Raw genomic sequence first — 26,252 nt, forward strand, 5'->3', positions numbered from 1 at the left:
TTTTAACTTAAAACTTGGGTGTTATAAAATGCTGTATAAGCTTCAGCAAATTCATCTGGATATTGATATTCTAAGACTGGCTTTTCGCAATTTTTTAAATAGTCTTGTAATTCTTCAGGAATACTTTCGGATCCAACAATTAAAGCATCAGAGTAATCTATAGCTACTTTCATAATATTATTATAAGTAGGTGTTTCTAAAGCCTTTATTGATGACTCATCGATATTATCAAATTTAACTTTATTAATCATTTCTTTATTTAACGAATCATCAAAGCTTTGATTGTACAATGAAGTAACTATTTTACTCTCATTAAAAAGAGGTTCGTCTTTATAATATTCTTTTAAATAAAGAGGAAGTAATGACGCTAACCATCCATGAACATGAATAATATCTGGCGCCCAATTCAATTTTTTAACAGTTTCAATAACTCCTTTTGCAAAGAAAATAGCACGTTCGTCATTATCGGTAAATAACTTCCCATTTTCATCTGTTAAAGTTGCTTTACGCTTAAAATATTCTTCGTTATCAATAAAGTAAACTTGAATTCTTTCTTTTGGGATAGATGCCACTTTAATAATTAACGGCATATCTAAGTCATTAATCACTAAATTTATTCCAGATAGTCGAATTACTTCATGAAGCTGATGCCTTCTTTCATTAATGTTTCCATATCTTGGCATGAATATTCGTATTTGACCTCCTTGTTTGTTTACCATTCTTGGTGCCTCAAAGGACATTGAAGAAATCTCTGTCTCAGGTAAATATGGCACTACTTCAGAGGACACATACAATATTCTCTTATCTTTCATAAACGCTTCTGCTTTAATTTTAGAATAAAAAACACGCAAAATTACAAAAATTATGCAGATTAACAGTAATATATTATGTTTGCAAGCTGTTAATTTTTTTATAAAATGCAAGTAGCAAACACAAAAGAACAGATTAAAGACATAATCTTAGACTTAAGAAAAACTAACATTTCTATTGGATTTGTTCCTACTATGGGTGCTTTACATGAAGGTCATTTGTCTCTAATAAGTAAAGCTTTAAAAGAAAATGATGTTGTTTTCGTGAGTATTTTTGTTAATCCTACGCAATTTGATAACAAAAAAGATCTTAAAAATTACCCTAGAACTTTAGAAAGAGATGTAGTATTACTAAAAGGAGCATTTAAATCTAAGGTTTTTGTGTATGCTCCAACAGTTGAAGATATTTATGGAAAGAAGGCAAAGTCAACTAAATTTGAATTCGATGGTTTGGAAAATGAAATGGAAGGTGAATTTAGAGATGGACATTTTAATGGTGTCGGCACTATTGTGAAACGATTCTTTGAAATCATTACGCCTAATAAAGCTTATTTTGGTGAAAAAGACTTTCAGCAACTACAAATTATTAGAAGGTTAGTAGAAAAAAACAGCTTACCTGTAAAAATAGTTGGATGTAAAATACATCGCGAAGCTACAGGTCTTGCAATGAGCTCTCGTAACGAAAGGTTACTGCCTGAATATAAAAAAGAAGCACCGTTTATTTATAAAACTTTACAAGAAGCTAAGAATAAATTTGGCACAAAAAGTGCTACTAAAATTACGGAATGGGTTAAAAAACAATTTGAAAAAAATCAACTATTAGAGTTAGAATATTTTATAATTGCCGACATAAATACCTTAAAACCAGTAAAAAGAAAATCTAAATCAAAAAAATATCGTGCGTTTGTTGCGGCTTATGCTGGAGAGATAAGACTTATAGATAATATCGCACTAAATTAATTACCTTTGCCCAATGCAAATACAAGTTGTAAAATCTAAGATTCATCGAGTTAAATGTACAGGTGCTGACCTAAACTATATAGGAAGTATTACCATAGATGAGAACTTAATGGATGCTGCAAATATCATTCAAGGAGAAAAAGTTCAAATTGTAAATAACGACAATGGTGAGCGTCTTGATACTTATGTAATTCCAGGACCAAGAAATAGCGGGGAAATCACTTTAAATGGTGCTGCTGCACGTAAAGTATCTGTTGGAGATACGCTTATCTTAATAACCTATGCATTTATGGATATTGAAGAGGCTAAAATATTTAAACCATCGTTAGTTTTTCCAGACGAAAACACCAATTTATTAAAATAATTTTTGAATAAATCAACCAAAAAAGCAATCAGAATTGTCATTCCGCTAGTATTAGCGGTTTTTTTTGGGTGGTATACTTTTTCAAAACTTCCAATAGACAAAATTATTCCGTATTTCGAAAAGGCTAATTATCTATGGGTGTTTGTAGGGATGTTTTGTGGTGTATTAAGTCATTTATCCAGAGCTTATAGGTGGAAATTTATGTTAGAACCATTGGGTTATAAACCTAAATTGCCTAATAGTATTATGGCTGTATTTATAGCCTATTTAACTAATTTTGGGATACCTAGATCTGGCGAAGTATTGAGAGCTGCAATATTTGCAAACTATGAAAAAGTACCATTTGAAAAGGGTTTTGGCACTATAGTAGCTGAAAGAGTGGCAGATTTATTAGTAATGTTATTGATAATTCTTGGTACACTTTTTATTCAATATGAATTTATTAAAGAGTTGTTAGTAAAAAACTTTAATCCACTAACAATTGTCGTTGGGTTGATAGGGATTATTCTTTTCGGAGTTTTATTCTTTTTAATAATTTCAAAAGCAAAATCAGGGATATTGTTAAAAATAAGAGTCTTTATTCAAGGTATTTTTGAAGGAGCCACAAGTATTTTTAAAATGAAAAAGAAATGGGCATTTATTTTTCACACCTTTTTCATTTGGATAATGTATGTGTTAATGTTTTATTTCACTTCATTCGCAGTTTCTGATATTGATAATGTACCTTTTGCGGCAATACTTATTGGATTCATAGCTGCTAGTTTTACAATAGCCGCAACTAATGGAGGAATATTTATTTATCCTTTAGCAATAGGTGCTGCATTTTCATTATTTAGTATACCTGAAACACCAAGCGTTGCTTTTGGGTGGATCGTTTGGACTTCGCAAACAGTACTTTTGATTGTTCTTGGGACAATTTCATTTATATTATTACCAATATATAATAGAAAGTAGTTATTTGTTGTCTTGTTTAAGAACGAGATATAACAAAAAAGTAAAAGCGATTATATACAGCTTCATTTTTTAGCCCTAATTGTTTACCTTGCCATAATCAAATCTCAAATCGAATTAAAATGAAATTTAAACTAGCCATTTTTATAAGCTTTCTTAGTTTTAGCTTTGTAAATTCACAAACGATATATGAGGAGTTTCAATCAGCAAAACTTGGAACCTCAAGAGAGTTAAAAATTCAACTACCAAGAAATTACGAAGAAAACTTAGAAAAGCTATATCCTATTTTCATCGTTTTTGATGGCGATTATCTATTTGAACCTGTAGCTGGAAATGTAGATTATTATTCCTATTGGGAAGACATGCCTGAAGCTATTGTTGTCGGGATAAATCAAGTAAACTCAAGAGGTGACGATAATTATTATTCCGATCAAACCTATTTTCCAGTAGAATCTGGCGTAAAATTCTTTGAGTTTATAGGGATGGAGCTTATTCCGTATATAGAAGAAAAGTATAGAACGGCCAATTTTAAAGTCGCTGTTGGACATGGCGAAACAGCCAATTTTATAAATTACTACTTATTTAAAAAAGAACCGCTTTTTAATGCTTATATGGCATTAAGCCCAGATTTAGCAATGAGTATGCTAGAAAACCTACCTACTAGGTTAAACGAGATTGAGAAGAAAATTTTCTATTATTTAGCAACTTCAACTAACGATATAAAACCACTTAGAGAAGATGCAAAGCTTTTAAATGCTCGACTTTCAGCTTTAGAAAAGAACAATATGTTTTTTGCCTTCAACGAGTTTGAAGGGCCAACACATTATTCATTACCAACTCACGCCATTCCAAATGCATTGGAAAGTATTTTCTTTGTGTTTCAACCTATTAGTAAAAAAGAATATACCGAACGCATTTTAACTTTAGAAACCTCTCCAGTAGAGTATTTAAATGAAAAATACCAAATGATTAATGAGTTGTTTAATATTAAAAAACAAGTACTCATCAACGACTTTAAGGCTATTGCTGCTGCTATAGAAAAAAACAAAACATTTGAAGAATACGAAGCACTTGGGAAATTAGCAAGAAAAGAATACCCAGATACATTACTAGGAAGTTATTATTTAGGACGTTTTTATGAAGAAACAGGGGAGCCTAAAAAAGCGATGCGAACCTATAAATCGGCTTATATTTTAGAAGAAATTGGAGGTTACACCAAAGATGAAATGTTAGAAAGAGCAGATGCAATAAAAAGAGATTTTGGGTTTTAAATGGTAAAAGTAAAAACGACATATTTCTGCCAAAATTGTGGCAATCAGTTTTCAAAATGGCAAGGACAATGTTCTGCATGTAAAGAGTGGAATACTATAGCGGAGGAAGTGATTCAAAAACCTGAAAAAAGCGATTGGAAATCACCTTTAAATTCGTCAAAGCGAGTATCGAAACCATTATTAATAAATGAAATTGATACATCACAAGAAGCTCGAATTCAAACTAGTGATGCAGAATTTAATCGTGTGTTTGGAGGTGGCATTGTCCCAGGATCCTTAACACTTTTAGGAGGCGAACCAGGAATTGGAAAAAGTACCTTATTGCTTCAAATAGCCTTAAAATTACCTTATAAAACCTTATATGTTTCAGGTGAAGAAAGCCAGAAGCAAATTAAAATGCGAGCTGAACGCATTAATCCTAACAGTAGTAATTGCTACATTCTTACTGAAACAAAGACACAAAATATTTTCAAGCAAATAGAAGCTTTAGAGCCAGATATTGTGGTAGTTGATTCCATTCAAACACTACATAGTGATTATATTGAATCGTCTTCAGGTAGTATTTCTCAAATAAAAGAATGCACCACGGAGCTTATAAAATTTGCTAAGGAAACTGCAACTCCAGTTGTACTTATTGGTCATATAACAAAGGATGGAAACATCGCAGGACCAAAAATACTGGAACACATGGTGGATACGGTTTTGCAATTTGAAGGCGATAGAAATCATGTATTTAGAATTTTAAGAGCCAACAAAAACCGTTTTGGATCCACCAACGAACTTGGTATTTACGAAATGCAAGGTTCAGGCTTGCGAGAAGTATCAAACCCATCCGAGATACTTATTTCTAAAAAAGACGAAGAATTATCAGGGAATGCGATTGCAGCAACCTTAGAAGGTATGCGACCATTAATGATAGAAGTCCAAGCTTTAGTAAGTACTGCAGTTTATGGCACACCGCAGCGCTCTGCAACAGGCTTTAATGCCAAACGCTTAAATATGCTTTTAGCTGTTTTAGAAAAACGAGCTGGTTTTAGATTAGGTGCAAAAGACGTATTTTTAAATATTACGGGAGGCATTACGGTTGATGACCCAGCAATAGATTTAGCTGTAGTTGCAGCTATTTTATCTTCTAATGAAGATGAAGCGTTGCAAAAAGACTTTTGTTTTGCGGCTGAGGTTGGACTATCTGGAGAAATTCGCCCTGTACAGCGTGTTGAGCAACGTGTTCTAGAGGCAGAAAAGCTAGGTTTCTCTACCATTTTTGTGTCTAAATACAATAAGATTTCATTAAAAAACACAGCTATTAAAATTCAACTTATTTCAAAGATTGAGGATTTGGTAGAGTTTATCGTTTAAAATACTCGAAATCAGACTATCATTTTTCTAAAAATTCCTTAATTTCGCAGCTCGAAATCAAATAGGACAGAATGAGTACTAAATTTCCTGAATATAAAGGACTTGACTTACCAAAAGTAGCCGAAGAAATTCTAAACTATTGGCAAGAAAACAATGTGTTTGAAAAAAGTGTCACAACACGAGAAGGAAATAAACCTTATGTGTTTTTTGAAGGACCACCTTCTGCAAATGGACTTCCAGGGGTGCATCACGTTTTAGCGCGTGCTATAAAGGATATTTTCCCTCGATATAAAACCATGAAAGGCTACCAAGTAAAGCGTAAAGCTGGTTGGGATACTCATGGATTACCAATAGAACTTGGTGTTGAAAAAGAACTAGGAATTACTAAGGAAGATATAGGTAAAACTATTTCTGTAGAAGATTATAATGCGGCTTGTCGTAAAGCAGTGATGCGTTATACAGATGTTTGGAACGACCTAACCCAAAAAATGGGTTATTGGGTAGATATGGATGATCCATATATTACTTACGAACCAAAATACATGGAGTCAGTTTGGTGGTTGTTAAAGCAAATCTATGATAAGAAGTTGCTTTACAAAGGTTACACCATTCAACCTTACTCACCTAAAGCTGGAACTGGTTTAAGCTCGCATGAGTTAAATCAACCAGGAACTTATCAGGATGTAACGGATACGACAGTTGTGGCTCAGTTTAAAGTGAACAAAGAGTCTTTACCTGAGTTTCTTAAAAGATTTGATCATTTACATTTTCTTGCTTGGACAACAACTCCTTGGACCTTGCCAAGTAATACAGCACTAACAGTCGGTTCTAAAATTGACTATGTTGTAGTAGCTACTTATAATCAATATACTTTTGAACCTGTTCATGTTATTCTTGCAAAAAATTTAGTTACAAAACAGTTTACAGGAAAATATTATCAAACTAAAGATGTGTCTGAGCTTTCAAGCTATTCAAAAGATGATAAAAAGGTTCCATTTTTAATTGCTACCGAATGTAAAGGAAAAGATTTGCTAGGAATTAGATATGAGCAATTACTTAAGTATGCGTTGCCTAACGATAATCCTGAAAATGCGTTTAGAGTTATTTCTGGGGATTTTGTAACCACTGAAGACGGTACAGGAATTGTACATACGGCACCAACTTTTGGAGCTGATGATGCGTTAGTTGCAAAACAAGTAACACCAGAAATTCCTCCAATGTTAGTAAAAGACGACAATGGAAATTTAGTTCCTCTTGTAGATTTACAAGGTAAATTTAGACCAGAACTTGGAGAATTTGCAGGGAAATACGTTAAGAATGAATATTATAACGATGGTGAAGCTCCAGAGCGCTCAGTTGATGTGGAACTCGCTATTAAATTAAAAGAAGAAAACAAAGCCTTTAAGGTTGAAAAATACAAACATAGTTATCCAAACTGTTGGAGAACAGACAAACCAATTCTATACTATCCGTTAGATTCTTGGTTCATTAAGATCACAGACGTTAAGGAGCGTATGGTAGAATTGAACGATACGATCAATTGGAAACCAAAATCGACTGGAACTGGACGTTTTGGTAATTGGTTAGCCAATGCTAACGATTGGAATTTATCTCGTTCACGTTATTGGGGAATTCCATTACCAATTTGGAGAACTGAAGATGGTAAAGAAGCGCTTTGTATAGGTTCTGTTGAAGAATTAAAGACTGAAATGCAAAAGGCTGTTGAAGCAGGTGTTTTAGCAAAAGATATTTTTGAAGATTTTGAGGTTGGTAATAACTCCGAAGAAAACTATGCTAAAATCGATTTACACAAAAATATTGTTGATGAGATTGTATTAGTATCGCCATCTGGTCAACCAATGAAACGTGAAAGCGATTTAATTGATGTGTGGTTTGATTCAGGATCTATGCCTTATGCACAATGGCATTATCCTTTTGAGAATAAAGAATTAATTGACCAAAACAAATCATTCCCAGCGGACTTTATAGCAGAAGGTGTTGATCAAACACGTGGTTGGTTTTATACACTTCATGCAATTGGAACCATGGTTTTTGACTCTGTTGCTTATAAAAATGTTGTGTCAAATGGATTGGTGTTAGACAAAAATGGGCAAAAAATGTCCAAACGTTTAGGAAATGCAACAGATCCCTTTGAAACACTAGTAACTTATGGAGCAGATGCAACACGTTGGTATATGATTTCAAATGCGAACCCATGGGATAATTTAAAGTTTGATTTAGAAGGGATTGAAGAAGTAAAACGTAAATTCTTTGGAACGCTTTACAATACATATTCATTCTTTACTTTATATACAAATCTGGACAATTTTAGGTATGCTGAAGCTGATATTCCACTAAATGAAAGACCAGAAATTGACCGTTGGATTTTGTCAGAATTACACACATTAATCCAAAAGGTTGACGAATTTTATGCAGATTATGAACCAACAAAAGCGGCAAGAGCAATTTCAGATTTCACACAAGATTATGTAAGTAACTGGTTTGTACGTTTAAGTAGAAGACGTTTTTGGAAAGGCGATTACCAGCAAGATAAAATTTCAGCTTACCAAACACTATACACTTGTATGGTAACCATTGCAAAGCTAGGAGCGCCAATTGCGCCTTTCTTTATGGATAAGTTGTATCTAGATTTAACTAAGACAACACAAACTGAACAGTTTGAAAGTGTACACTTGGCAGAATTCCCAAAATTTGATAAAAGTTTTGTTGACAAGTCGTTAGAACGTAAAATGGAAGCTGCTCAAACAATATCATCACTAGTTTTGTCGTTACGAGCTAAGGAAAAGATTAAAGTGCGTCAGCCATTGCAAAAAATAATGATTCCTATTAGTAGTGAAACTCAAAAACAGGAAATTTTAGCTGTTGCCGATTTAATAAAATCTGAAGTAAATGTAAAGGAAGTTGAGGTTTTAGAAGACGCTTCAGATATTTTGGTAAAACAGATAAAACCTAATTTTAAAGTGCTTGGGCCTCGTTTTGGAAAAGATATGAAAGCTGTTGCCCAAATGGTTAATAACTTTAAAGCTGAGGATATTAAAAATATCGAGCAAAACGGTATTTTAGATGTTGAAATTAATGGAAAAAGTATTACTTTAGAGAAATCTGATGTTGAGATTACATCACAAGATATTGAAGGTTGGCTAGTTGCAAGTCAAGGAGCTTTAACGGTCGCTTTAGATGTAACATTAACGGATGATTTAAAAAAAGAAGGTATTGCAAGAGAATTAGTAAACCGAATTCAAAATTTACGTAAAGATTCTGGTTTTGAATTAACAGATAGAATTGCAGTACAATTTCAAAAAGATGAACAGATTATTAACGCAATAAATAAAAATTTAGAGTATATAAAAACCGAAACATTAACAGATGAGTTGGAAATTTTAGAAGACTTAAATAATGGTATAGAAATTGCTTTTGATGATGTAAATACGAAATTGTTTATTCAAAAAATTTAAAAATATGGCAGCTGGAAATACAGTAAGATATTCAGATAAAGATTTAGCTGAATTTAAAGTGCTTATTCAAGAAAAAATTAAAAAAGCACAGCACGATTTAGAATTAATAAAAAGTGCTTACATGAACGATCACAATAATGGGACAGATGATACCTCTCCTACGTTTAAAGCGTTTGATGAAGGAAGTGCTGTTATGAGTAAAGAGTCTAATTCTGCTTTAGCAATTAGACAAGAAAAATTTATTCGTGATTTAAAAAATGCTTTAATTAGAATTGAAAATAAAACCTATGGAATTTGTAGAGTTACAGGAAAACTAATCAATAAAAAGAGATTAGAGCTTGTACCACATGCCACTTTAAGCATTGAAGCTAAGAACATGCAATAAAACATTAAAAATATACTAGTCTATGCGCCTCGTTCTAGAGGCGTTTTTATTTTATATATATTTGCCATTCTTGTATCACTAGGAGCAATTTAAAAAACACAATGTCCTTAAAAAAAACCTCATTTTTAATTATTATAATTCTTTTTATAGACCAAGTATCTAAGGTTTATATAAAAACACATTTTGAACTTGGCGAAGAAATTAAAGTTTTTAATTGGTTTCGTATTTTGTTTGTAGAGAATGATGGAATGGCTTGGGGAGCAAAACTTAGCGATTTTACATCACTTATTACAGATAGAACTGCAAAGGTTATACTTACAAGTTTTAGGTTAGTTGCGATATTTGGTATTGGATATTGGCTTTTAAGCTCTATAAAACGCAAGAGTCCTAAAATACTTATTATTGCTGTTTCATTAATATTTGCTGGTGCATTTGGTAACATTATTGACTCTGTTTTCTATGGTGTGATATTTAATGATAGCTATGGGCAAATAGCTACAGCATTTCCAGAAGGAGGAGGTTATGATAGTTTATTGCATGGTAAAGTGGTAGACATGTTACATTTTCCAATGTGGAAAGGGTATTTACCTGAATGGATACCATTTTATGGAGACAGTTATTTTACATTTTTTAATCCTGTTTTTAATATTGCAGATATGGCAATAAGTACAGGTGTTGGAATATTGATTGTTTTTAATAGGAAAGCCTTTCCAAAGGTTAAAGAAATTTCATAAGAAAAAGTTAGTAAAAGTAAGGAGACAAAATAATGTCTTTAGATTAATGTAATCAAATACTCTAAATTTGAACTAAGACTAAATTTAAAGCTAATGCAAACTGTAAATAAACATCTATTTTCATTAATTTTTATTATTCTTATTGTTCCTATTACAAAGGCACAAACTAGCAAAATAGAATTACCATTAGGTATAGAAGAGATAAAAGTAAATTATACATCTCCTATAATTAGTATTTATGTTGACAAAGAAAATGCCGTCTATTTAGAAGAAGAACAAATCGAGATTAGCGAATTAGGTAAACGTTTAAGTTACATAAGATATAAATTACCTATTGAAGATATAGTTTTTACAAAAGTTTTTTTATACATAGATAAAGTAGTTCCTTATAAAATTATTGATAAAATTAAAACTGAAATAGCGAGTGTTTATATGTATAATACATATTATAAAACAGGAAGTGTTGAAGATAAAGACTTGTTAAAAGGATTAGGCTTTAGAAATCATCAATCTTTTTTCAGGTATCAACATATAGAAAAGAAAACAACAAAAAAACAAGAAGAAGAGGATAGGAGATACAATGATAGTATTAGAAGAATCAATGAAGAAACGGAGATGGGGTTTTTATTGCCTCCACCACCGCCACCTATGCATTGGACAGCTGAGTTTAAACACAAATTGTATTCTGACCAGCAAGAAATCATTGATGAAATATTAGAGGGGAAAAGTTATTCATGTGTTTCTATAGGAAACAATGGAATTAAGATAGAGAAGGAACTGATTAACTTTGATGATTTAGAAGATATTGAAAAAGTTTTTCTAAATAATGATGTGTTATTAGTCAATTTTGATGACAATTTAGTTTATAAAAACTACTTTAAAATGATTAATATAGTTAGAAAATTAGAGCGAAAGAATAAAGAGAGACACATTCCTCTTTTTGCAGAAATATCTTCAGAAATCAAAGGGATTCATCAAAAGTCGGGAATAAAATTTTGTAACTAAAATTGATAAATCTTCTCAGGAGTTACACAGTAATTAAGAGGGATGTCACCTTCATAAACATCATCAACAGCTTCTTCAACTTCAAATAATGATAATCCAATTTTTATAGTTTCTGGATTACAATCGCTTAAAAAATTATCGTAAAACCCTTTACCATAGCCTACACGATGTCCTTTTTTGTCAAAGCATAATAATGGCACAAAAACAACTTCAATTTTTGAGCTTTCAATTGGTATGCCATCAACAGGCTCAGGAATGTTCCAATGGTTAGTTTTAATAATAGTACTATCTGTAAGCAAATAGTTTTCAAGATTTACGCATTCAAAATTACTTTTAGATACTACAATATGTTTGTCTTTCCCAGCTAGAATATTTAGAGTATAATCAGTATTAATTTCTTTATGCACAGCAATCGTTAAAAAAATATGGTAGAATGATTTGTCCCAAATATCTAAAGTCAATAATTGATTAGAAATTGCTAAACTTTTTTCCTCAATGTTTTCAAAAGATAAATTATTTCTTAATTCTTTGTATTTTTTTCTTAATTCTTTTTTTGTCATTCTTCTAATTTTGTAGAAATATGAAAAATTGCATCACCTTGATACACTAAAGGTGATTCGTTAATGTTGAAGATATAACCACTATTTGGTGCTTTTACAAAATGATTGAAGCTTCCATATGGATCTGTGATATGTCCAATTACGTTGCCTTCATTTACGAATGAATTAATTGTAACCGAAGCTTTAAACATTCCTGAATATTTTGCTCTAAGCCATTTACTATCCGATATATATATAGTAGCTTTTTTAGGTCGAGAAACTTTAAAATTAGTTTTCAGCATACCAAGATGGTGTAGTACACGTTTAGCTCCATTAACTCCAGTATTTGTAATTGTTGCATCAATATTAAAGGACTTACCACCTTCAAAAAGAAGCATCGGAATGCCTAATTTATAGCTTGTATTTCTAAACGATTTATTGAGATTCTTTGAATAATAAACAAAAGGTGCGCCGAAAACTTCGGCTAGCTCGTTTAAAACAGGTTCTTTTTTCTTGATTCTAATTTGTGCTGAATTAAATCGATCTGCACCACCAGTATGAAAGTCCATTATTAAATCGGCATGAGGTACAATTTCAGTTATTAATTTATGAGCAACTCTACTTGCTAATGAACCACCTTTAGTTCCTGGAAACACACGATTTAGGTCGCGACCATCTGGAAATTCCCTATCCATGTGAATAAACCCAAAAACATTAATCACAGGAATACAAATAATAGTTCCTTTTTTAGGCTTGTTGATGCCTTTAGCTATAATTTGCCTCACAATTTCTACACCATTTATTTCATCACCATGAATTCCAGCAGTAATTAAAATAGTAGGACCAGGTTTTTTTGAACGTTCAATAATTACAGGAACATCAATGGTGTTTTGAGTGTGCAATTTTGCCACATTAAAACTAACAGTTGCGCTTTTACCAAGAGCAACCTTTTCACCTAATATTTCTAAAATATCTTTTTCGCTCATATTTATTTTCCGTGAAAACGGAAATTTTTTAATTAGTTTCTATTACGTTCAATAAAAGTAATAATTGCTCTCGCAATGTTTTTATGAGTTGCGGTTTCTATACCTTCCAATCCAGGAGTTGAATTTACTTCCAGCAATAATGGCCCACGAGCAGATTGTAGCATATCGACACCGCAAACGGGAAGTTTTAAAGCACGAGATGCATTCATTGCTAATTTTAGCTCATCAGTATCTAGTTTAATAATGTTGGCAGAACCACCACGATGCAAATTAGAACGAAATTCACCCTCTTTTCCTTGACGCTTCATAGCACCTACAACTTGTCCATCAACAATTAAAGCTCTAATATCAGCACCTTTAGCCTCTTTTATAAATTCTTGAACAATTACTCGAGCTTGTAATCCATTAAATGCTTCCAAGACAGACTCTGCTGCATTTTTCGTTTCAGCTAGCACTACACCGAGACCTTGAGTGCCTTCTAATAATTTTATAATTACTGGAGTACCACCAACATGCTCTATGACTTCTTCAACATCTCTAGAATAATTTGTAAACACGGTTTTTGGCATTCCTATTCCTGCTTTACTTAGTCTTTGGAGACTTCGTAGTTTATCACGTGAACGTTGTATAGCATCTGATGTGCAAATGGTAAACACATTCATCATTTCAAACTGCCGTACAACAGCACAGCCATAAAAAGTTACCGAAGCACCAATTCGTGGGATAATAGCATCAACATAATCAAGATACCTGTCTTTATAATAGATGGTTGGTTTTTCCTTTTCTATAATAATATCACATTTCAAAGGGTCTATGACTTCAACTTCATGACCTCTGTTTTCACCCTCTTCTATAAGACGACGTGTAGAGTATAAATTAGGGTTTCTTGATAAAATTACAATATTCATAATGTTTTGTTCTTATACGATTCATTTTCCAAATCAACATCAACCAAAAACTTTTTGCTTAAAAACTGTCTTCCAATTAACACTGGAAATTTCATATCGTCTCGTGTGCTTAAAGTTAAGTTAATCTTGTACTTCTTTCCAAAGAATATAACTTCAGACTTTATTTTAAACCTATTTTCTTTAAATCCATTACTACTTTTTACATCAGTATATGTGTAATTATCAAAAACAATATCTCTGCTGTTAAAGTTTGGATGTCCTTTACTTTTAAAAGTACATCGCAGTGTATTATTTTCTTCAATAATTTCTGAACAGTGTATTGCTGAAGTATAAGCTCCAGTATCTATTTTAACTGCTACATCAAATAAATTTAACTTTGGAAAGTCAACTATGTCAACTCTACCAATATTTTTTTTCATCATAAATGGATTTAAATAAGTGGCGAAATATACTGATAAAGATATTAGAAATTATATCTTTTTTAGTTTGAATTAGTACCTTTGAGTAATGGCGAAATCTCCTCTTGAAATACAACTGCAAACCCTACCGAATTTACCAGGAGTATATCAATATTATGATATAAATGATGCTATAATCTATGTCGGAAAAGCTAAAAATTTAAAAAAAAGAGTCAGCTCTTATTTTACTAAAACGCACGAGAATGGCAAAACTCGCATTCTTGTAAAAAAAATAGCAAACATCAAACACATTGTGGTTGAAACTGAAACTGACGCGCTTTTGCTAGAGAATAATCTTATAAAAAAGCACAAGCCACGATATAATGTGATGCTTAAAGATGACAAATCATATCCATGGATTTGTATAAAAAATGAACGCTTCCCTAGAGTTTTTCAAACAAGGAGGCTTATAAAAGATGGAAGCGAATATTTTGGTCCTTATACAAGTGTAAAAACTGTTTACACCTTGTTAGATTTAATACGAGGTTTGTATCAATTGCGAACATGTAAATACGATTTATCGCAAGAAAAAATTGAAGCAGGAAAATATAAAGTGTGTTTAGAATATCATTTAGGAAATTGTAAAGGGCCATGTGAAGGATATGAAACGGTTTCGGCATATGATGAAAATATAAAGGCAATTCGTGAAATTTTAAAAGGAAATTTTAAAGATTCTTTACAGCGATTCAAACAACAAATGAATAATCTCGCGGGAAAGATGCATTTTGAAGAAGCGCAAAAAGTAAAGGAAAAAATAGACATTCTAGAAAATTACCAAGCCAAATCTACCATTGTAAATCCTAAGATAAACAATGTAGATGTGTTTTCCATTGTAAGTGACGAAAGCTATGCTTATGTGAATTTTCTGCAAATTTCGTTAGGTTCTATTGTGCGCTCACACACGCTTGAAATAAAAAAGAAACTAGACGAAACAGATAAAGAACTATTGGAGATTGCTATTATAGAAATTAGGCAGCGGTTTAATTCTTTATCTAAAGAAATATATGTGCCTTTTAAAATTGATATTGGAGACCATATAAAGGTAACTATTCCAAAACTGGGCGACAAAAAACACATTCTAGATTTATCTATTAGGAATGCGAAATATTATAGATTAGAGCAATTAAAACAAGTGAAAATTGTAGACCCAGATAGACATGCTAATCGTATTATGGCACAAATGAAAGCTGATTTACGACTTAAAGAAGAACCTAGGCATATAGAGTGTTTTGATAACAGTAACATTCAAGGAACTCATCCAGTGGCTGCATGTGTTGTGTTCAAAAATGGAAAACCCAGTAAAAAAGATTATAGACATTTTAATATAAAAACTGTTGAAGGCCCAGACGATTTTGCATCTATGGAAGAAGTGGTTTACAGACGCTACAAACGATTATTAGACGAAAAACAATCCTTACCACAATTGATTATTATTGATGGTGGAAAAGGTCAATTATCTTCAGCATTAAAGAGTTTAGATGAATTAAATTTACGAGGAAAAATTGCCATTATTGGAATTGCAAAACGTTTAGAAGAATTATTCTATCCAAATGATCCAATTCCATTATATTTAGATAAAAAAAGCGAGACACTCAAAATTATTCAACAATTACGAAATGAAGCACATCGTTTTGGTATAGAACACCATAGAAATAAACGGAGTAAAAGTGCGTTAAATACGGAGTTAGAAACTATACCAGGTATTGGAGAAAAAACCATTGTGGAGTTGTTAAAACAGTTTAAATCAGTAAAACGAATTTCGTATGCAAAGCTGGATGAACTAGAAGATGTTGTAGGTGTATCAAGAGCTCAAAAAATTTATAGTTATTACCATGAGAAATGAAGAATTTTGAAAAGCTTAAATCTGAAATTGTGAATTCATTTCTAATTCGAATTTATCGAACTAGGGAGCCATTTACTACATTTTGGTTTGAAGGATTGGGTAATTTACTATTATACAAATATATTTTTGAAATTAACAATAAAAGAAAGTATGAATTAGGCCATGACTATTTATTAGAATGGAATGATGAGGAAAAAATTGTTGAATTAGAAACTAATTTCAAAAATGTATTTGAGAATAAAAAGATAATAGATGTGATATTAGATTCTGAATATGATAGTGTTTATATAAAATTAGAAGATGGTATGGTTGTTTATCATGATACTACTTTTGGTTCAGAATTAGGATTCGAAAAATATTTAAAAATGTTTGATGAAAGAGGAAAGCTAATTTGAAAAGAAACGTAGCAATATTAACCCTATTAATGCTCATTTCGTTTTCTACGAAGGCACAAAATGATACTCTTGAAAAGCCAAACCCTAAAATAGGTTTAGTGCTAAGTGGTGGTGGTGCAAAGGGATTAGCTCATATAGGTGTTTTAAAAACTATTGACAGTCTTGGTATAAAAATAGATTATATCTCAGGTACAAGTATGGGAGCTGTAATTGGGTCGCTTTATGCTTCAGGTTATTCTGGAAAAGAACTAGAGAAAATATTTAATGGGATAGATTTTGACAAACTAATTGGAGATGATCTCCCAAGAGCGTCTAAGACGTTTTATGAGCGAGAAAATTTTGAGAAATATGCTATTTCAATCCCTTTCAACAATTTTAAGATACAATTACCTTCAGCAATTTCTAGAGGGCAAAATGTGTTTAATTTATTCTCTAAGTTAACGCTTCATGTAAGTGATATAGAAAACTTCGAAAACTTACCAATTCCATTTTTATGTATTGCAACCAATGTAGAAACTGGAAAACCAGTTGTGTTAAATGAAGGAAGTTTGGCACAAGCCATTGCAGCTAGTGGTGCTTTTCCGTCGTTATTTCAACCAGTAACGATTAATAATCAAATATTAATTGATGGAGGCGTGGTTAATAACTATCCAATAGATGAGCTCAAAGCAAAAGGTATGGATATTATTATTGGTGTTGATGTGCAAGATGATTTATCAACTAGAGAAAACCTAAAATCCGCACCCGAAATTTTATTACAAATAAATAATTATAGAACTATAAAGGATATGAAAGAAAAGTCCACTAGGACCGATATTTATATTAAACCAGATATTAAAGAATTTACAGTAGTGTCTTTTGACGATGGCGAACAAATAATTAAAAGAGGAGAAGCAGCAGCAATTAAAAGTATAAAAGCGCTAAAAGAATTAGCGACTGAGAATACTAAACCAAAATATTCAATAGCTAAAATAGATAGTATTAAGATTAATAATATATTCTTAAGTGGAAATGAAAAATACACAAGGGCTTATGTGTTAGGTAAATTAAAAATAAAAGCAAACGAAAAAACTGATTATAGAGAATTTACAAGAGGCGTAAATAATTTAGTAGCAACTAATAATTTTGACAGCTTTTTATACCAATTTAAGCCTAAAAATGATGGTCATGATTTACTAGCAACTCTAAAAGAAAGTGATACTAAAACTTATTTAAAACTAGGTGCTCATTATGACGATTTATACAAAAGCGCAGCATTAATTAATTTAACCCAAAAGCGATTATTATTAAATAATGATGTTGCGACTTTAGACATTATTCTTGGGGATAACATTAGATATAATTTAGAATATTATATAGATAAGGGTTTTTATTGGAGTATCGGTTTACGATCTAGATTCAATACATTTCATAAAGATATAAGTGCTTCATTATTATTGAGTGAAGTAGAAATCGCAACAACTGGGTTAAATAAATTAGACATTGAGTTAAAAGATTTTACCAATCAATTTTACTTGCAAACATTATTTAGAAAAGATTTGTCCTTAATGTTGGGAGCAGAGCATAAAAAACTTCAAATCACTTCTGAAACTATTGTAAATAATCCAAATCCTAATGCAGAAGAAACAACGTTTGAGAATAGCGATTTTTTAAGCTTGTTTGGCAAACTGAAGTTTGACACTTATAGCCATAAATATTTTCCCAAAAGTGGATTTTTATTTGATAGCGATTTTCATTTGTATTTATCATCATCAGATTTTAATAACAATTTTGCACAGTTTTCTTTTGCAAAAGCCAATATTGGATATGCTTTTAGTTTATCAAGTAAATTTTCAATTATCTTAAGTTCTGAAGGAGGGTTTAGAATTGGTGATAATTCTAATCAATCCTTAAGCTTTGCTTTAGGAGGGTATGGTAATAATTTTATAAATAATTTCATCTCATTTTATGGCTATGACCATATTTCAATCATTGGAGATAGTTTTGTAAAAGGACTTATTAATATGGATTATGAGTTTGTGAAAAATCATCATTTTAATTTTTCGGCTAATTATGCTAATGTAGATGATAATATTTTTACAGATGGCGAATGGATTACAACGCCAGACTATAGTGGTTACGCTTTAGGATATGGTTTTGATACCATTATTGGACCCATTGAAGCAAAATATACTTGGTCACCAGAAACAAGCCAAAGTAAATGGTTTTTTAATATAGGGTTTTGGTTTTAATAACATTCAATTAATTTTCCGATATTTGTAATATCATGAAATCTTTTTGGAAATACTTATTACTTCTTTTACATTATCTTATCAAGAGAAATCCTGAGTAAGTTGTCATTGTCATTCCTGCATTCGTATGTTGCCATAACTTTGGCTGAAGAACAAGACAGGAATCTTTTTAATTAATTATCTTAGTATAAATTTTATTGTATTAGTTGTGAAACTGTATCTTAACTAAGTGTTTAGATAACAATTAACAATTAAAATTAACCAAATAAATATTTTAAAAAATGCCATTTTATCATAAACTAGGGGAAATACCACCTAAACGACACACCATTTTTAAAAAACCAAATGGAGATTATTATTACGAACAACTCTTTGGTACCATTGGATTTGATGGGATGTCAACCAATAGCTATCATGAGCAAAGACCAACACAAGTAAAAGCTATTAAAAAGCAGTATAGTGTTGCTCCAAAAGTTGCTAAAGCTAATAATATTCAATCCTATAGGTTTAGAGGGTTTCAAGTAAAACCAGAAGCCGATTATCTACAAAGTAGAAAAACAGTACTTACAAACAGCGATTGTAATATTATTTTAGCTGCTCCACAAAATAAAGCACAAGACTATTTTTATAAAAATACAGATGCAGACGAAATGATTTTCATTCATAAAGGCACAGGAAAACTGCGTACTATGTATGGAAATTTAGATTTTAAGTATGGGGATTATTTAATTATTCCGCGCGGAATGATTTATAAAATAGATTTTGATACCAAAGATAATCGTCTTTTTATTGTAGAATCTTACAGTCCAATATATACCCCAAAACGTTATAGAAATTGGTTTGGACAATTGTTAGAGCACTCGCCTTTTTGTGAACGAGATATACGTAGACCAGAAGAATTAGAAACATATAACGAATCTGGAGATTTTTTAATTAATATAAAAAAGCAAGGAGAAATTATAGAAATGGTATATGCCTCACACCCTTTTGATGTGATAGGTTACGATGGTTACAATTACCCATATGCGTTTTCAATTCACGATTTCGAACCTATAACAGGACGCATTCATCAACCGCCTCCAGTACATCAAACTTTTGAAACTTCAGCTTTTGTGGTATGTAGTTTTGTCCCTCGTTTATATGATTATCACCCAGATGCAATTCCAGCACCTTATAATCATAGCAATATAGATAGTGATGAGGTCTTGTATTATGTAGACGGTGATTTTATGAGTAGAAACGATATTGAGGCAGGACACATTTCGTTGCATCCAGCTGGAATACCTCATGGGCCACACCCAGGAGCTATGGAACGTAGTATTGGAAAAAAAGACACACTAGAACTTGCAGTAATGGTAGATACATTTAAACCATTACAAGTAACTGAAGAAGCATTAAAAATAGCTGACGAAGATTATTTTAAATCTTGGTTAGAAGAAAATCATTAATATCATGAGTAAAGAAATAAAATCAGTAAACTACGGTTTAGAAAAAATATTTGAAGGAGCGCAAGACTTCCTACCGCTTCTTGGAACAGATTATGTAGAGTTTTATGTAGGTAATGCAAAACAAGCAGCCCATTTTTATAAAACTGCATTTGGATTTCAATCTTTAGCATATGCAGGATTAGAAACTGGAGTAAGAGATAGAGCTAGCTATGTATTAGTTCAAGATAAGATAAGATTAGTACTAACTACACCATTAAATAGTAGTTCACCAATTAATGACCACATTGTAAAACATGGCGATGGGGTAAAAGTAGTTGCACTTTGGGTAGAAAACGCACGTAGTGCTTATCAAGAAACTACTAGCAGAGGTGCAAAATCTTACATGGAGCCTGTGATTGAGAATGATGAATTTGGTGAGGTTGTTAAAGCAGGAATTCATACTTATGGTGAAACGGTTCACATGTTTATAGAGCGAAAAAACTACAACGGGACATTTCTTCCTGGTTATCAAAAATGGGAATCAGATTATAATCCAACTTCGGTAGGATTAAAATTTGTAGATCATATGGTTGGTAACGTAGGTTGGGGAGAAATGAACCAATGGGTAAAATGGTATGAAGATGTCATGGGCTTTGAAAATTTCTTGTCTTTTGACGATAAACAAATTCATACAGAATACTCAGCATTAATGAGTAAAGTTATGAGTAATGGTAATGGACGAATTAAATTTCCAATTAATGAACCTGCTAAAGGGAAAAAGAAATCACAAATTGAAGAGTATTTAGACTTTTATGAAGGTCCAGGAGTGCAACATATTGCTGTAGCTACCGATGATATTATTACTACTGTGTCTAAACTAAGAGCACGAGGCGTGGAGTTTTTATCTACACCTCCAGAAGCTTATTATAGAGCTGTCCCTAGGAGATTAGAAGAGTTTAGTCATGAACTTAGAGAAGACATTGAAACTTTAAGAAGTCTTGGAATTATGATTGATGCTGATGAAGAAGGTTATTTATTGCAAATCTTTACAAAACCAGTTGAAGATAGACCAACATTATTCTTTGAAATCATTCAACGTATGGGAGCACGTGGCTTTGGAGCGGGAAATTTCAAAGCGCTTTTCGAGTCTATTGAGCGTGAACAAGCAAATAGAGGTACATTATAACAAATATTTAACTAAAATTAGCTTAAAAACTCTATTGATTATATCGATAGAGTTTTTTGGTTTTAATACTTTTGGAACAGTAATTGTATTTTCAAGTATTATAAACAATAAAAACTTAATTAAATGGTTTTAGTATAATTACTCAAATTATGAAAAAAAATCTACTTATATTACTTGTATTACTGCTATGTATACCTTTGTTTGCCCAACAAGAGTCTGCATATCAATCAGGAGAATGGTTTAAATTTAAAATGAGCTATAGTGGCTGGATGAAAGCTGGTGAAGCCACTATGGAAATAAAAGAAAAGAAATTAGAAGGGAAACCTGTATTTCATGTTGTTGGCAAAGGAAAAACAACTGGTGCAATAGGTTGGTTTTTTAAAGTAAGAGACAGATATGAAAGTTACTTTGATAAAGAAAGTAATCTGCCTTATAAGTTTATAAGAGATATTAATGAAGGAGGTCATACCAAAAATCTAGAGATAGAATTTGATCAAGTAAATCAAAAAGCTTACGTAAATAATATTAAGAAAAAAAGAAAAACGATTCATGATACTGAGCTTGGTGTACAAGATATGGTATCTGCATTTTATTATTTGCGTAATAATTACGATACTACAAATATTAAACCAGGTGATGAAGTAAATTTAACCATGTTTTTTGACTTTGAAAACTATAATTTCAAACTAAAATACTTAGGTGAAGAAACTATTAAAACTAATTTTGGAAAAGTAAAATGCTTAATGTTTAGGCCATATGTTATGGCTGGACGTGTTTTTAAAGAAGAAGAAAGTTTAACTTTATGGGTAAGCGCTGATAAAAATAAAATACCTTTGCGATTAAAAGCAGACTTAGCTATAGGCTCTTTAAGAGCTGATTTAGAAGCTTTTAAAGGGTTGAAGCACCCATTTGAAATACAATTTGATTAATAATTATGTCTAACCAACCAGATTATACCCACTTATTAAATAAAATTCAACAAAAGTACGACGCCGAGAGTGAAGATACCGAAAACTACCTAGAGGGTTTACTATATTCAAACTCTATTACTTATTGGGACTATATTCATACGGATGCCTTGTTAAGTCTTCAAATACAACGTACTACGTTTCCCGATGAAATGGTGTTTATTACTTATCATCAAATAAATGAGTTGCTTTTTAAAATGATTCTTTGGGAGATTTCTCAAGTTGCTGAAAATAAATGCTTAACAGCTAAATTCTTTGAAGAAAAGCTCATGCGTATTAGTCGATATTTTGATATGCTAACGACCTCTTTTAATATTATGCGAGAAGGAATGGATGTCGAGCAGTACAGTAAATTTAGGCATACTTTAACACCTGCAAGTGGGTTTCAAAGTGGGCAATATAGAAAAATCGAGTTTGCTTCAACCGAGCTTATCAACCTAATCGATAGTAGATTTAGAAAAACGATAGATAGAAATACAGCTTTTGAACATGCTTTTGAGCATTTGTATTGGCAAGCAGCAGGAAAAGACTATAAAACGGGAAGTAAATCTAAGCTCTTAATTAATTTTGAAAACCGTTACAAGGAAGAGTTTATAACTTTCATGAAAATTTATAATACCAAAAATTTATGGTCAAGATTTAAAGAGTTGCCAGATAAAGATCAAAAAAATGAAGCATTAGTTAAAGCGATGAGACATTATGACTATACGGTAAATATCACTTGGGTTATGGCACATTATCAAGCTGCTGTGCACTATATTTTGGGGCCAGAAGGAGATGGTGAAGCAACTGGCGGAAGTGATTGGCAAAAATACATGCATCCAAAGTACCAAAAACGCATATTTTTTCCAGAACTTTGGAGTCAACAAGAAATAGATAATTGGGGAGAAAATGTTTAATATGATTTTTCAGAATAAAAAACTTCAAAAGGGGCTTTTAATATTTACATTATCTGTTGGAATAGTATCTTGTAAACAAGAACCAAAAGTAGATATTAATAGTGATGAAATAGCTTTAGAAGAAGAGAAAGAAATCGAAAAATATGAGTTTGGCTTTAACCTAAACGATTTCATTGTAGTAAGAGATACTATAAGAAGAGGGGATAGTTTTGGTCAAATACTAGAACGGAATAAGATAGGATATCCTCAAATTTATAACATCGTTGAAAAAACCAAAGATTCTTTTAATATTGCAAGACTTCAAGAAGGAAAACCATATACACTACTTTGCTCTAAAGACTCTTTACAATTACCAACATGTTTTATTTATCAGCCTAATAAGGAAGATTATGTAGTTATTAATTTCCAAGATTCTATTCATGCATATTCCAATAAAAAACCAATTAAATATGTTGAAAAAGAGGCAACAGGAACCATTGCTCCTGGATCAAATATCTCTCAAGTATTAGACGAACTAGGATTAAGCCAGAGGTTGGCATATATGATGGCTGACGATATTTACGCATGGACTATTGATTTTAATAGATTGCAACAAGGCGATAAATTCAAAGTAATTTACACCGATAAATATATTGACGATAGTACTTATGTTGGAGTTCATAAAATAAAAGCGGCCTATTTTGAGCATAACAAAGAACCTTTTTATGCTTTTGAATTTGAAACCGATAAAGAAAGAGGATTTAAAGATTACTTTAGCGAAGACGCTAAAAATTTACGTAGAGCATTTTTAAAAGCACCTGTGCAATTTAGTCGTGTGTCTTCAAGGTATAACTTAAAAAGACGCATTGCCTATTATGGCAATAGAGTAAGACCTCATAAAGGAACTGACTTTGCGGCAAGTATTGGTACACCTATTTTAGCAACAGCAAATGGTACAGTAACTAGTTCAAGTTATACTAGAGGTAATGGTAAATATGTAAAAATAAAGCACAATGCTACGTATAGCACCCAGTATTTGCATATGAAAAACAGAAATGTAAAGGTTGGACAATTTGTAAAACAAGGAGATGTTATTGGTTGGGTAGGTATGACTGGAAACACAGGAGGGCCTCATGTGTGCTATCGTTTTTGGAAAAACGGAAAACAAGTAGACCCTTTTAAACAAAAGCTACCTGAAGCAGAACCGATTTCTGATAGTCTTAAGGCTGAGTATTTAGAGTTTATTAAGCCACTTAAAGCTCAACTAGATGGTATTGAATTTTTAAGGAATCAACTGGAAATTAAAATAGATAGTACTAAGGTTTTAGATAATCAAATATTGGTAGAAGACGATTTAATAACCGAAAAATAATGGCTTTAAAGAGCATCAACCCAACCAAAACTAAAGCTTGGAAAAAGCTTGAAGAACATTTTAAAGATATAGAAAATGTTCACATGACACAATGGTTTGAAGAAGATGCAAATCGTGCAAATCGTTTTACTATAAGGTGGGACGATTTTTTTGTGGATTATTCGAAAAATAGAATTACTCAATCAACCATTGATTTGTTTTTGGAATTAGCAGAAGAAATTGAATTAAAAGAAGCTATATCTAGCTATTTTTCAGGAGATAAAATAAATCAAACAGAGGACAGAGCAGTATTACATACTGCTTTACGAGCACCAAAAACTGCTCAAATATTTGTTGATGGCGAAAACATCATTCCTAAGATTTACGAAACCAAGAAAAAAATCGAAACTTTTACAAATAATATTGTAAGTGGTAAGTCAAAAGGGTTTACTGGAAAACCATTTACAGATATTGTAAATATTGGTATTGGTGGTTCCGATCTTGGTCCATCAATGGTTGTTGATGCTTTAAGCTTTTACAAAAACCATTTAACAACTCATTTTATTAGCAATGTAGATGGCGACCATGTTAATGAAGTTTTAAAAAAGTTAAATTCAGAGACAACCCTATTTGTTATTGTTTCTAAGACATTTACCACTCAGGAAACATTGTCCAACGCCAATACCATTAGAAAATGGTTTTTACAATCTATAAAAAAGAGTAGTGTTTCTAAACATTTTGTTGCAGTATCTACTAATATCGAAAAAGCTAAAGATTTTGGTGTTTTAGAAGATAATATATTTCCAATGTGGGATTGGGTTGGTGGACGATTTTCATTATGGAGTGCAGTTGGGTTAAGTATAAGCTTATCGGTTGGATATAAAAACTTTGAAAACTTATTAGAAGGTGCTCATAAAATGGATAAGCATTTTAAAAACGAGCCGTTTCAATCAAATATTCCTGTAATTACAGCTTTTATAAGTATTTGGTATAATAATTTTTTTAAGACTCAAAGCGAGGCAATAATACCATATACACAGTACTTAAATCAATTTACAACATATCTTCAGCAGGCGACTATGGAAAGCAACGGAAAAACGATTGCTAGAAATGGAGATAAGGTTAATTACCAAACTGGGAATATAATTTGGGGGGAACCAGGAACAAATTCCCAACATGCTTTTTTTCAATTATTGCATCAAGGAACAAAATTAGTCCCTACCGATTTTATAGGTTATAAAGAAAGTTTGCATGGTAATAGAGACCATCAAGATAAACTCATATCTAATTTTATTGCGCAAACGGAAGCACTACTATATGGTAAACCTAAAGAAGTGGTCGAAAAAGAGTTACTAAATTCTAAATTATCAAAAGAAGCAATAAGACAATTAAGTCCGTTTAAAGTGTTTAAGGGCAACAAGCCAACGACAACATTTTTTATAAATAAGCTAACGCCAAAAAGTCTTGGGAAGTTAATTGCTATATACGAACATAAAATATTTGTACAAGGTGTAATATGGAATATTTATAGTTACGATCAATTTGGTGTTGAGTTAGGAAAACAGTTAGCCACAAGTGTATTGGAAGAGTTTAATAATTCCAAAAGTAAGAGCCACGATTCTTCTACTAAAAATCTTATTAATCATTATAGGAGTTCATCGAAGTAATTGTTGAGTTTTTCTACTAAAGGTTATTAAGTTAAAATTTGTTAAAATTCAACAATAGTATGTATATTTGCAGCGGTAAAATTCTTAACTATAAGTTAATG

23 protein-coding genes are annotated in these 26,252 nt (G+C 31.7%); 18 read left to right on the top strand and 5 right to left on the bottom strand.

The genetic code is table 11. The features are described 5' to 3' along the window. Nucleotides 1-2: 2 nt before the first annotated feature. Complete coding sequence (locus ABGB03_RS15155) at nt 3-812, bottom strand: glycogen/starch synthase (protein ID WP_347923548.1); 810 nt, start codon at nt 810-812, stop codon at nt 3-5. 105 nt (nt 813-917) lie between these two features. Here ABGB03_RS15155 and panC point away from each other — a divergent pair, with 105 nt between their 5' ends. The 9 genes from panC (at nt 918) to ABGB03_RS15200 (ending at nt 11,314) form a co-directional block, all read left to right on the top strand. Further along, complete coding sequence (gene panC, locus ABGB03_RS15160; protein WP_347923550.1) at nt 918-1,769, top strand: pantoate--beta-alanine ligase; 852 nt, start codon at nt 918-920, stop codon at nt 1,767-1,769. Between the two features lie 13 nt (nt 1,770-1,782). Beyond that, entirely contained in the window at nt 1,783-2,133 is a 351-nt protein-coding gene (gene panD / locus ABGB03_RS15165; RefSeq protein ID WP_347923551.1) for an aspartate 1-decarboxylase, read from the top strand. Between the two features lie 3 nt (nt 2,134-2,136). Beyond that, the gene (locus ABGB03_RS15170; protein ID WP_347923553.1) at nt 2,137-3,087 is read left to right on the top strand and encodes a lysylphosphatidylglycerol synthase transmembrane domain-containing protein; all 951 of its coding nucleotides are present in this window, start codon (nt 2,137-2,139) and stop codon (nt 3,085-3,087) included. A 119-nt stretch (nt 3,088-3,206) separates the two neighbouring features. Next, nucleotides 3,207-4,355 carry an alpha/beta hydrolase-fold protein gene (locus tag ABGB03_RS15175; RefSeq protein WP_347923555.1) on the top strand — a complete coding sequence of 383 codons (1,149 nt, stop codon included), beginning with the start codon at nt 3,207-3,209 and terminating at the stop codon, nt 4,353-4,355. After that, nucleotides 4,356-5,714: a DNA repair protein RadA gene (radA, locus tag ABGB03_RS15180; RefSeq protein ID WP_347923556.1), complete on the top strand. Its 1,359-nt coding sequence runs from the start codon at nt 4,356-4,358 to the stop codon at nt 5,712-5,714. A gap of 71 nt (nt 5,715-5,785) precedes the next feature. Further along, nucleotides 5,786-9,190, top strand: a complete 3,405-nt coding sequence (gene ileS / locus ABGB03_RS15185; RefSeq protein WP_347923558.1) for an isoleucine--tRNA ligase — start codon at nt 5,786-5,788, stop codon at nt 9,188-9,190. Between the two features lie 4 nt (nt 9,191-9,194). Next, nucleotides 9,195-9,575, top strand: a complete 381-nt coding sequence (locus ABGB03_RS15190; RefSeq protein WP_347923560.1) for a TraR/DksA C4-type zinc finger protein — start codon at nt 9,195-9,197, stop codon at nt 9,573-9,575. Between the two features lie 101 nt (nt 9,576-9,676). Beyond that, nucleotides 9,677-10,309, top strand: a complete 633-nt coding sequence (locus tag ABGB03_RS15195) for a lipoprotein signal peptidase (RefSeq protein WP_347923562.1) — start codon at nt 9,677-9,679, stop codon at nt 10,307-10,309. Between the two features lie 93 nt (nt 10,310-10,402). After that, entirely contained in the window at nt 10,403-11,314 is a 912-nt protein-coding gene (locus ABGB03_RS15200) for a biopolymer transporter ExbD (protein ID WP_347923564.1), read from the top strand. On the opposite strand, the gene ABGB03_RS15205 is transcribed toward ABGB03_RS15200, so the two are convergent. From ABGB03_RS15205 to ABGB03_RS15220, 4 genes are read right to left on the bottom strand one after another with little or no spacing between them, the layout of a single operon-like run. Further along, nucleotides 11,311-11,874: a 5-formyltetrahydrofolate cyclo-ligase gene (locus tag ABGB03_RS15205; RefSeq protein WP_347923566.1), complete on the bottom strand. Its 564-nt coding sequence runs from the start codon at nt 11,872-11,874 to the stop codon at nt 11,311-11,313. The genes ABGB03_RS15200 and ABGB03_RS15205 overlap by 4 nt on opposite strands. Continuing rightward, nucleotides 11,871-12,839 (bottom strand): succinylglutamate desuccinylase/aspartoacylase family protein, encoded by a 969-nt coding sequence (locus tag ABGB03_RS15210; RefSeq protein WP_347923568.1) that lies wholly within the window; start codon nt 12,837-12,839, stop codon nt 11,871-11,873. Before ABGB03_RS15210 ends, ABGB03_RS15205 begins: the two co-directional genes overlap by 4 nt. A gap of 32 nt (nt 12,840-12,871) precedes the next feature. Beyond that, nucleotides 12,872-13,747: a 30S ribosomal protein S6--L-glutamate ligase gene (gene rimK, locus ABGB03_RS15215; protein ID WP_347923570.1), complete on the bottom strand. Its 876-nt coding sequence runs from the start codon at nt 13,745-13,747 to the stop codon at nt 12,872-12,874. Then, nucleotides 13,744-14,169, bottom strand: coding sequence for a RimK/LysX family protein (locus ABGB03_RS15220; protein ID WP_347923572.1), 426 nt, complete (start codon nt 14,167-14,169; stop codon nt 13,744-13,746). Before ABGB03_RS15220 ends, rimK begins: the two co-directional genes overlap by 4 nt. Before the next feature lie 85 nt (nt 14,170-14,254). Between ABGB03_RS15220 and uvrC the strand changes: the two genes are divergently transcribed. From uvrC to pgi, 9 genes are all read left to right on the top strand, one after another. Then, nucleotides 14,255-16,048 carry an excinuclease ABC subunit UvrC gene (uvrC, locus tag ABGB03_RS15225; RefSeq protein WP_347923574.1) on the top strand — a complete coding sequence of 598 codons (1,794 nt, stop codon included), beginning with the start codon at nt 14,255-14,257 and terminating at the stop codon, nt 16,046-16,048. Then, complete coding sequence (locus ABGB03_RS15230; RefSeq protein WP_347923576.1) at nt 16,045-16,443, top strand: hypothetical protein; 399 nt, start codon at nt 16,045-16,047, stop codon at nt 16,441-16,443. Before uvrC ends, ABGB03_RS15230 begins: the two co-directional genes overlap by 4 nt. Further along, nucleotides 16,440-18,674: a patatin-like phospholipase family protein gene (locus ABGB03_RS15235; RefSeq protein ID WP_347923578.1), complete on the top strand. Its 2,235-nt coding sequence runs from the start codon at nt 16,440-16,442 to the stop codon at nt 18,672-18,674. Before ABGB03_RS15230 ends, ABGB03_RS15235 begins: the two co-directional genes overlap by 4 nt. Before the next feature lie 281 nt (nt 18,675-18,955). Continuing rightward, complete coding sequence (locus ABGB03_RS15240; RefSeq protein ID WP_347923580.1) at nt 18,956-20,122, top strand: homogentisate 1,2-dioxygenase; 1,167 nt, start codon at nt 18,956-18,958, stop codon at nt 20,120-20,122. Between the two features lie 4 nt (nt 20,123-20,126). After that, nucleotides 20,127-21,287 carry a 4-hydroxyphenylpyruvate dioxygenase gene (gene hppD, locus ABGB03_RS15245; protein ID WP_347923582.1) on the top strand — a complete coding sequence of 387 codons (1,161 nt, stop codon included), beginning with the start codon at nt 20,127-20,129 and terminating at the stop codon, nt 21,285-21,287. A 149-nt stretch (nt 21,288-21,436) separates the two neighbouring features. After that, nucleotides 21,437-22,216, top strand: coding sequence for a DUF3108 domain-containing protein (locus ABGB03_RS15250; RefSeq protein WP_347923584.1), 780 nt, complete (start codon nt 21,437-21,439; stop codon nt 22,214-22,216). A gap of 5 nt (nt 22,217-22,221) precedes the next feature. Continuing rightward, nucleotides 22,222-23,154 (top strand): tryptophan 2,3-dioxygenase family protein, encoded by a 933-nt coding sequence (locus ABGB03_RS15255; RefSeq protein ID WP_347923585.1) that lies wholly within the window; start codon nt 22,222-22,224, stop codon nt 23,152-23,154. Between the two features lies 1 nt (nt 23,155). Further along, complete coding sequence (locus ABGB03_RS15260; RefSeq protein ID WP_347923587.1) at nt 23,156-24,505, top strand: peptidoglycan DD-metalloendopeptidase family protein; 1,350 nt, start codon at nt 23,156-23,158, stop codon at nt 24,503-24,505. Further along, entirely contained in the window at nt 24,505-26,151 is a 1,647-nt protein-coding gene (pgi, locus tag ABGB03_RS15265) for a glucose-6-phosphate isomerase (protein WP_347923588.1), read from the top strand. Before ABGB03_RS15260 ends, pgi begins: the two co-directional genes overlap by 1 nt. The last annotated feature ends 101 nt before the right edge of the window (nt 26,152-26,252 follow it).

This window comes from Pontimicrobium sp. SW4, from assembly GCF_039954625.1.
Classification (GTDB): Bacteria; Bacteroidota; Bacteroidia; order Flavobacteriales; family Flavobacteriaceae; genus Pontimicrobium.

What these genes read in the sequence shown, in the direction of transcription:
- ABGB03_RS15190 (WP_347923560.1), top strand. Translation starts at nt 9,195, where the DNA reads ATGGCAGCTGGAAATACAGTAAGATATTCAGATAAAGATTTAGCTGAA.
- hppD (WP_347923582.1), top strand. Translation starts at nt 20,127, where the DNA reads ATGAGTAAAGAAATAAAATCAGTAAACTACGGTTTAGAAAAAATATTT.
- pgi (WP_347923588.1), top strand. Translation starts at nt 24,505, where the DNA reads ATGGCTTTAAAGAGCATCAACCCAACCAAAACTAAAGCTTGGAAAAAG.
- panD (WP_347923551.1), top strand. Translation starts at nt 1,783, where the DNA reads ATGCAAATACAAGTTGTAAAATCTAAGATTCATCGAGTTAAATGTACA.
- ABGB03_RS15230 (WP_347923576.1), top strand. Translation starts at nt 16,045, where the DNA reads ATGAAGAATTTTGAAAAGCTTAAATCTGAAATTGTGAATTCATTTCTA.
- ABGB03_RS15240 (WP_347923580.1), top strand. Translation starts at nt 18,956, where the DNA reads ATGCCATTTTATCATAAACTAGGGGAAATACCACCTAAACGACACACC.
- rimK (WP_347923570.1), bottom strand. Translation starts at nt 13,747, where the DNA reads ATGAATATTGTAATTTTATCAAGAAACCCTAATTTATACTCTACACGT.
- ileS (WP_347923558.1), top strand. Translation starts at nt 5,786, where the DNA reads ATGAGTACTAAATTTCCTGAATATAAAGGACTTGACTTACCAAAAGTA.
- ABGB03_RS15220 (WP_347923572.1), bottom strand. Translation starts at nt 14,169, where the DNA reads ATGATGAAAAAAAATATTGGTAGAGTTGACATAGTTGACTTTCCAAAG.
- panC (WP_347923550.1), top strand. Translation starts at nt 918, where the DNA reads ATGCAAGTAGCAAACACAAAAGAACAGATTAAAGACATAATCTTAGAC.
- radA (WP_347923556.1), top strand. Translation starts at nt 4,356, where the DNA reads ATGGTAAAAGTAAAAACGACATATTTCTGCCAAAATTGTGGCAATCAG.
- ABGB03_RS15200 (WP_347923564.1), top strand. Translation starts at nt 10,403, where the DNA reads ATGCAAACTGTAAATAAACATCTATTTTCATTAATTTTTATTATTCTT.
- ABGB03_RS15210 (WP_347923568.1), bottom strand. Translation starts at nt 12,839, where the DNA reads ATGAGCGAAAAAGATATTTTAGAAATATTAGGTGAAAAGGTTGCTCTT.
- ABGB03_RS15260 (WP_347923587.1), top strand. Translation starts at nt 23,156, where the DNA reads ATGATTTTTCAGAATAAAAAACTTCAAAAGGGGCTTTTAATATTTACA.
- ABGB03_RS15250 (WP_347923584.1), top strand. Translation starts at nt 21,437, where the DNA reads ATGAAAAAAAATCTACTTATATTACTTGTATTACTGCTATGTATACCT.
- ABGB03_RS15195 (WP_347923562.1), top strand. Translation starts at nt 9,677, where the DNA reads ATGTCCTTAAAAAAAACCTCATTTTTAATTATTATAATTCTTTTTATA.
- ABGB03_RS15205 (WP_347923566.1), bottom strand. Translation starts at nt 11,874, where the DNA reads ATGACAAAAAAAGAATTAAGAAAAAAATACAAAGAATTAAGAAATAAT.
- ABGB03_RS15155 (WP_347923548.1), bottom strand. Translation starts at nt 812, where the DNA reads ATGAAAGATAAGAGAATATTGTATGTGTCCTCTGAAGTAGTGCCATAT.
- uvrC (WP_347923574.1), top strand. Translation starts at nt 14,255, where the DNA reads ATGGCGAAATCTCCTCTTGAAATACAACTGCAAACCCTACCGAATTTA.
- ABGB03_RS15255 (WP_347923585.1), top strand. Translation starts at nt 22,222, where the DNA reads ATGTCTAACCAACCAGATTATACCCACTTATTAAATAAAATTCAACAA.
- ABGB03_RS15175 (WP_347923555.1), top strand. Translation starts at nt 3,207, where the DNA reads ATGAAATTTAAACTAGCCATTTTTATAAGCTTTCTTAGTTTTAGCTTT.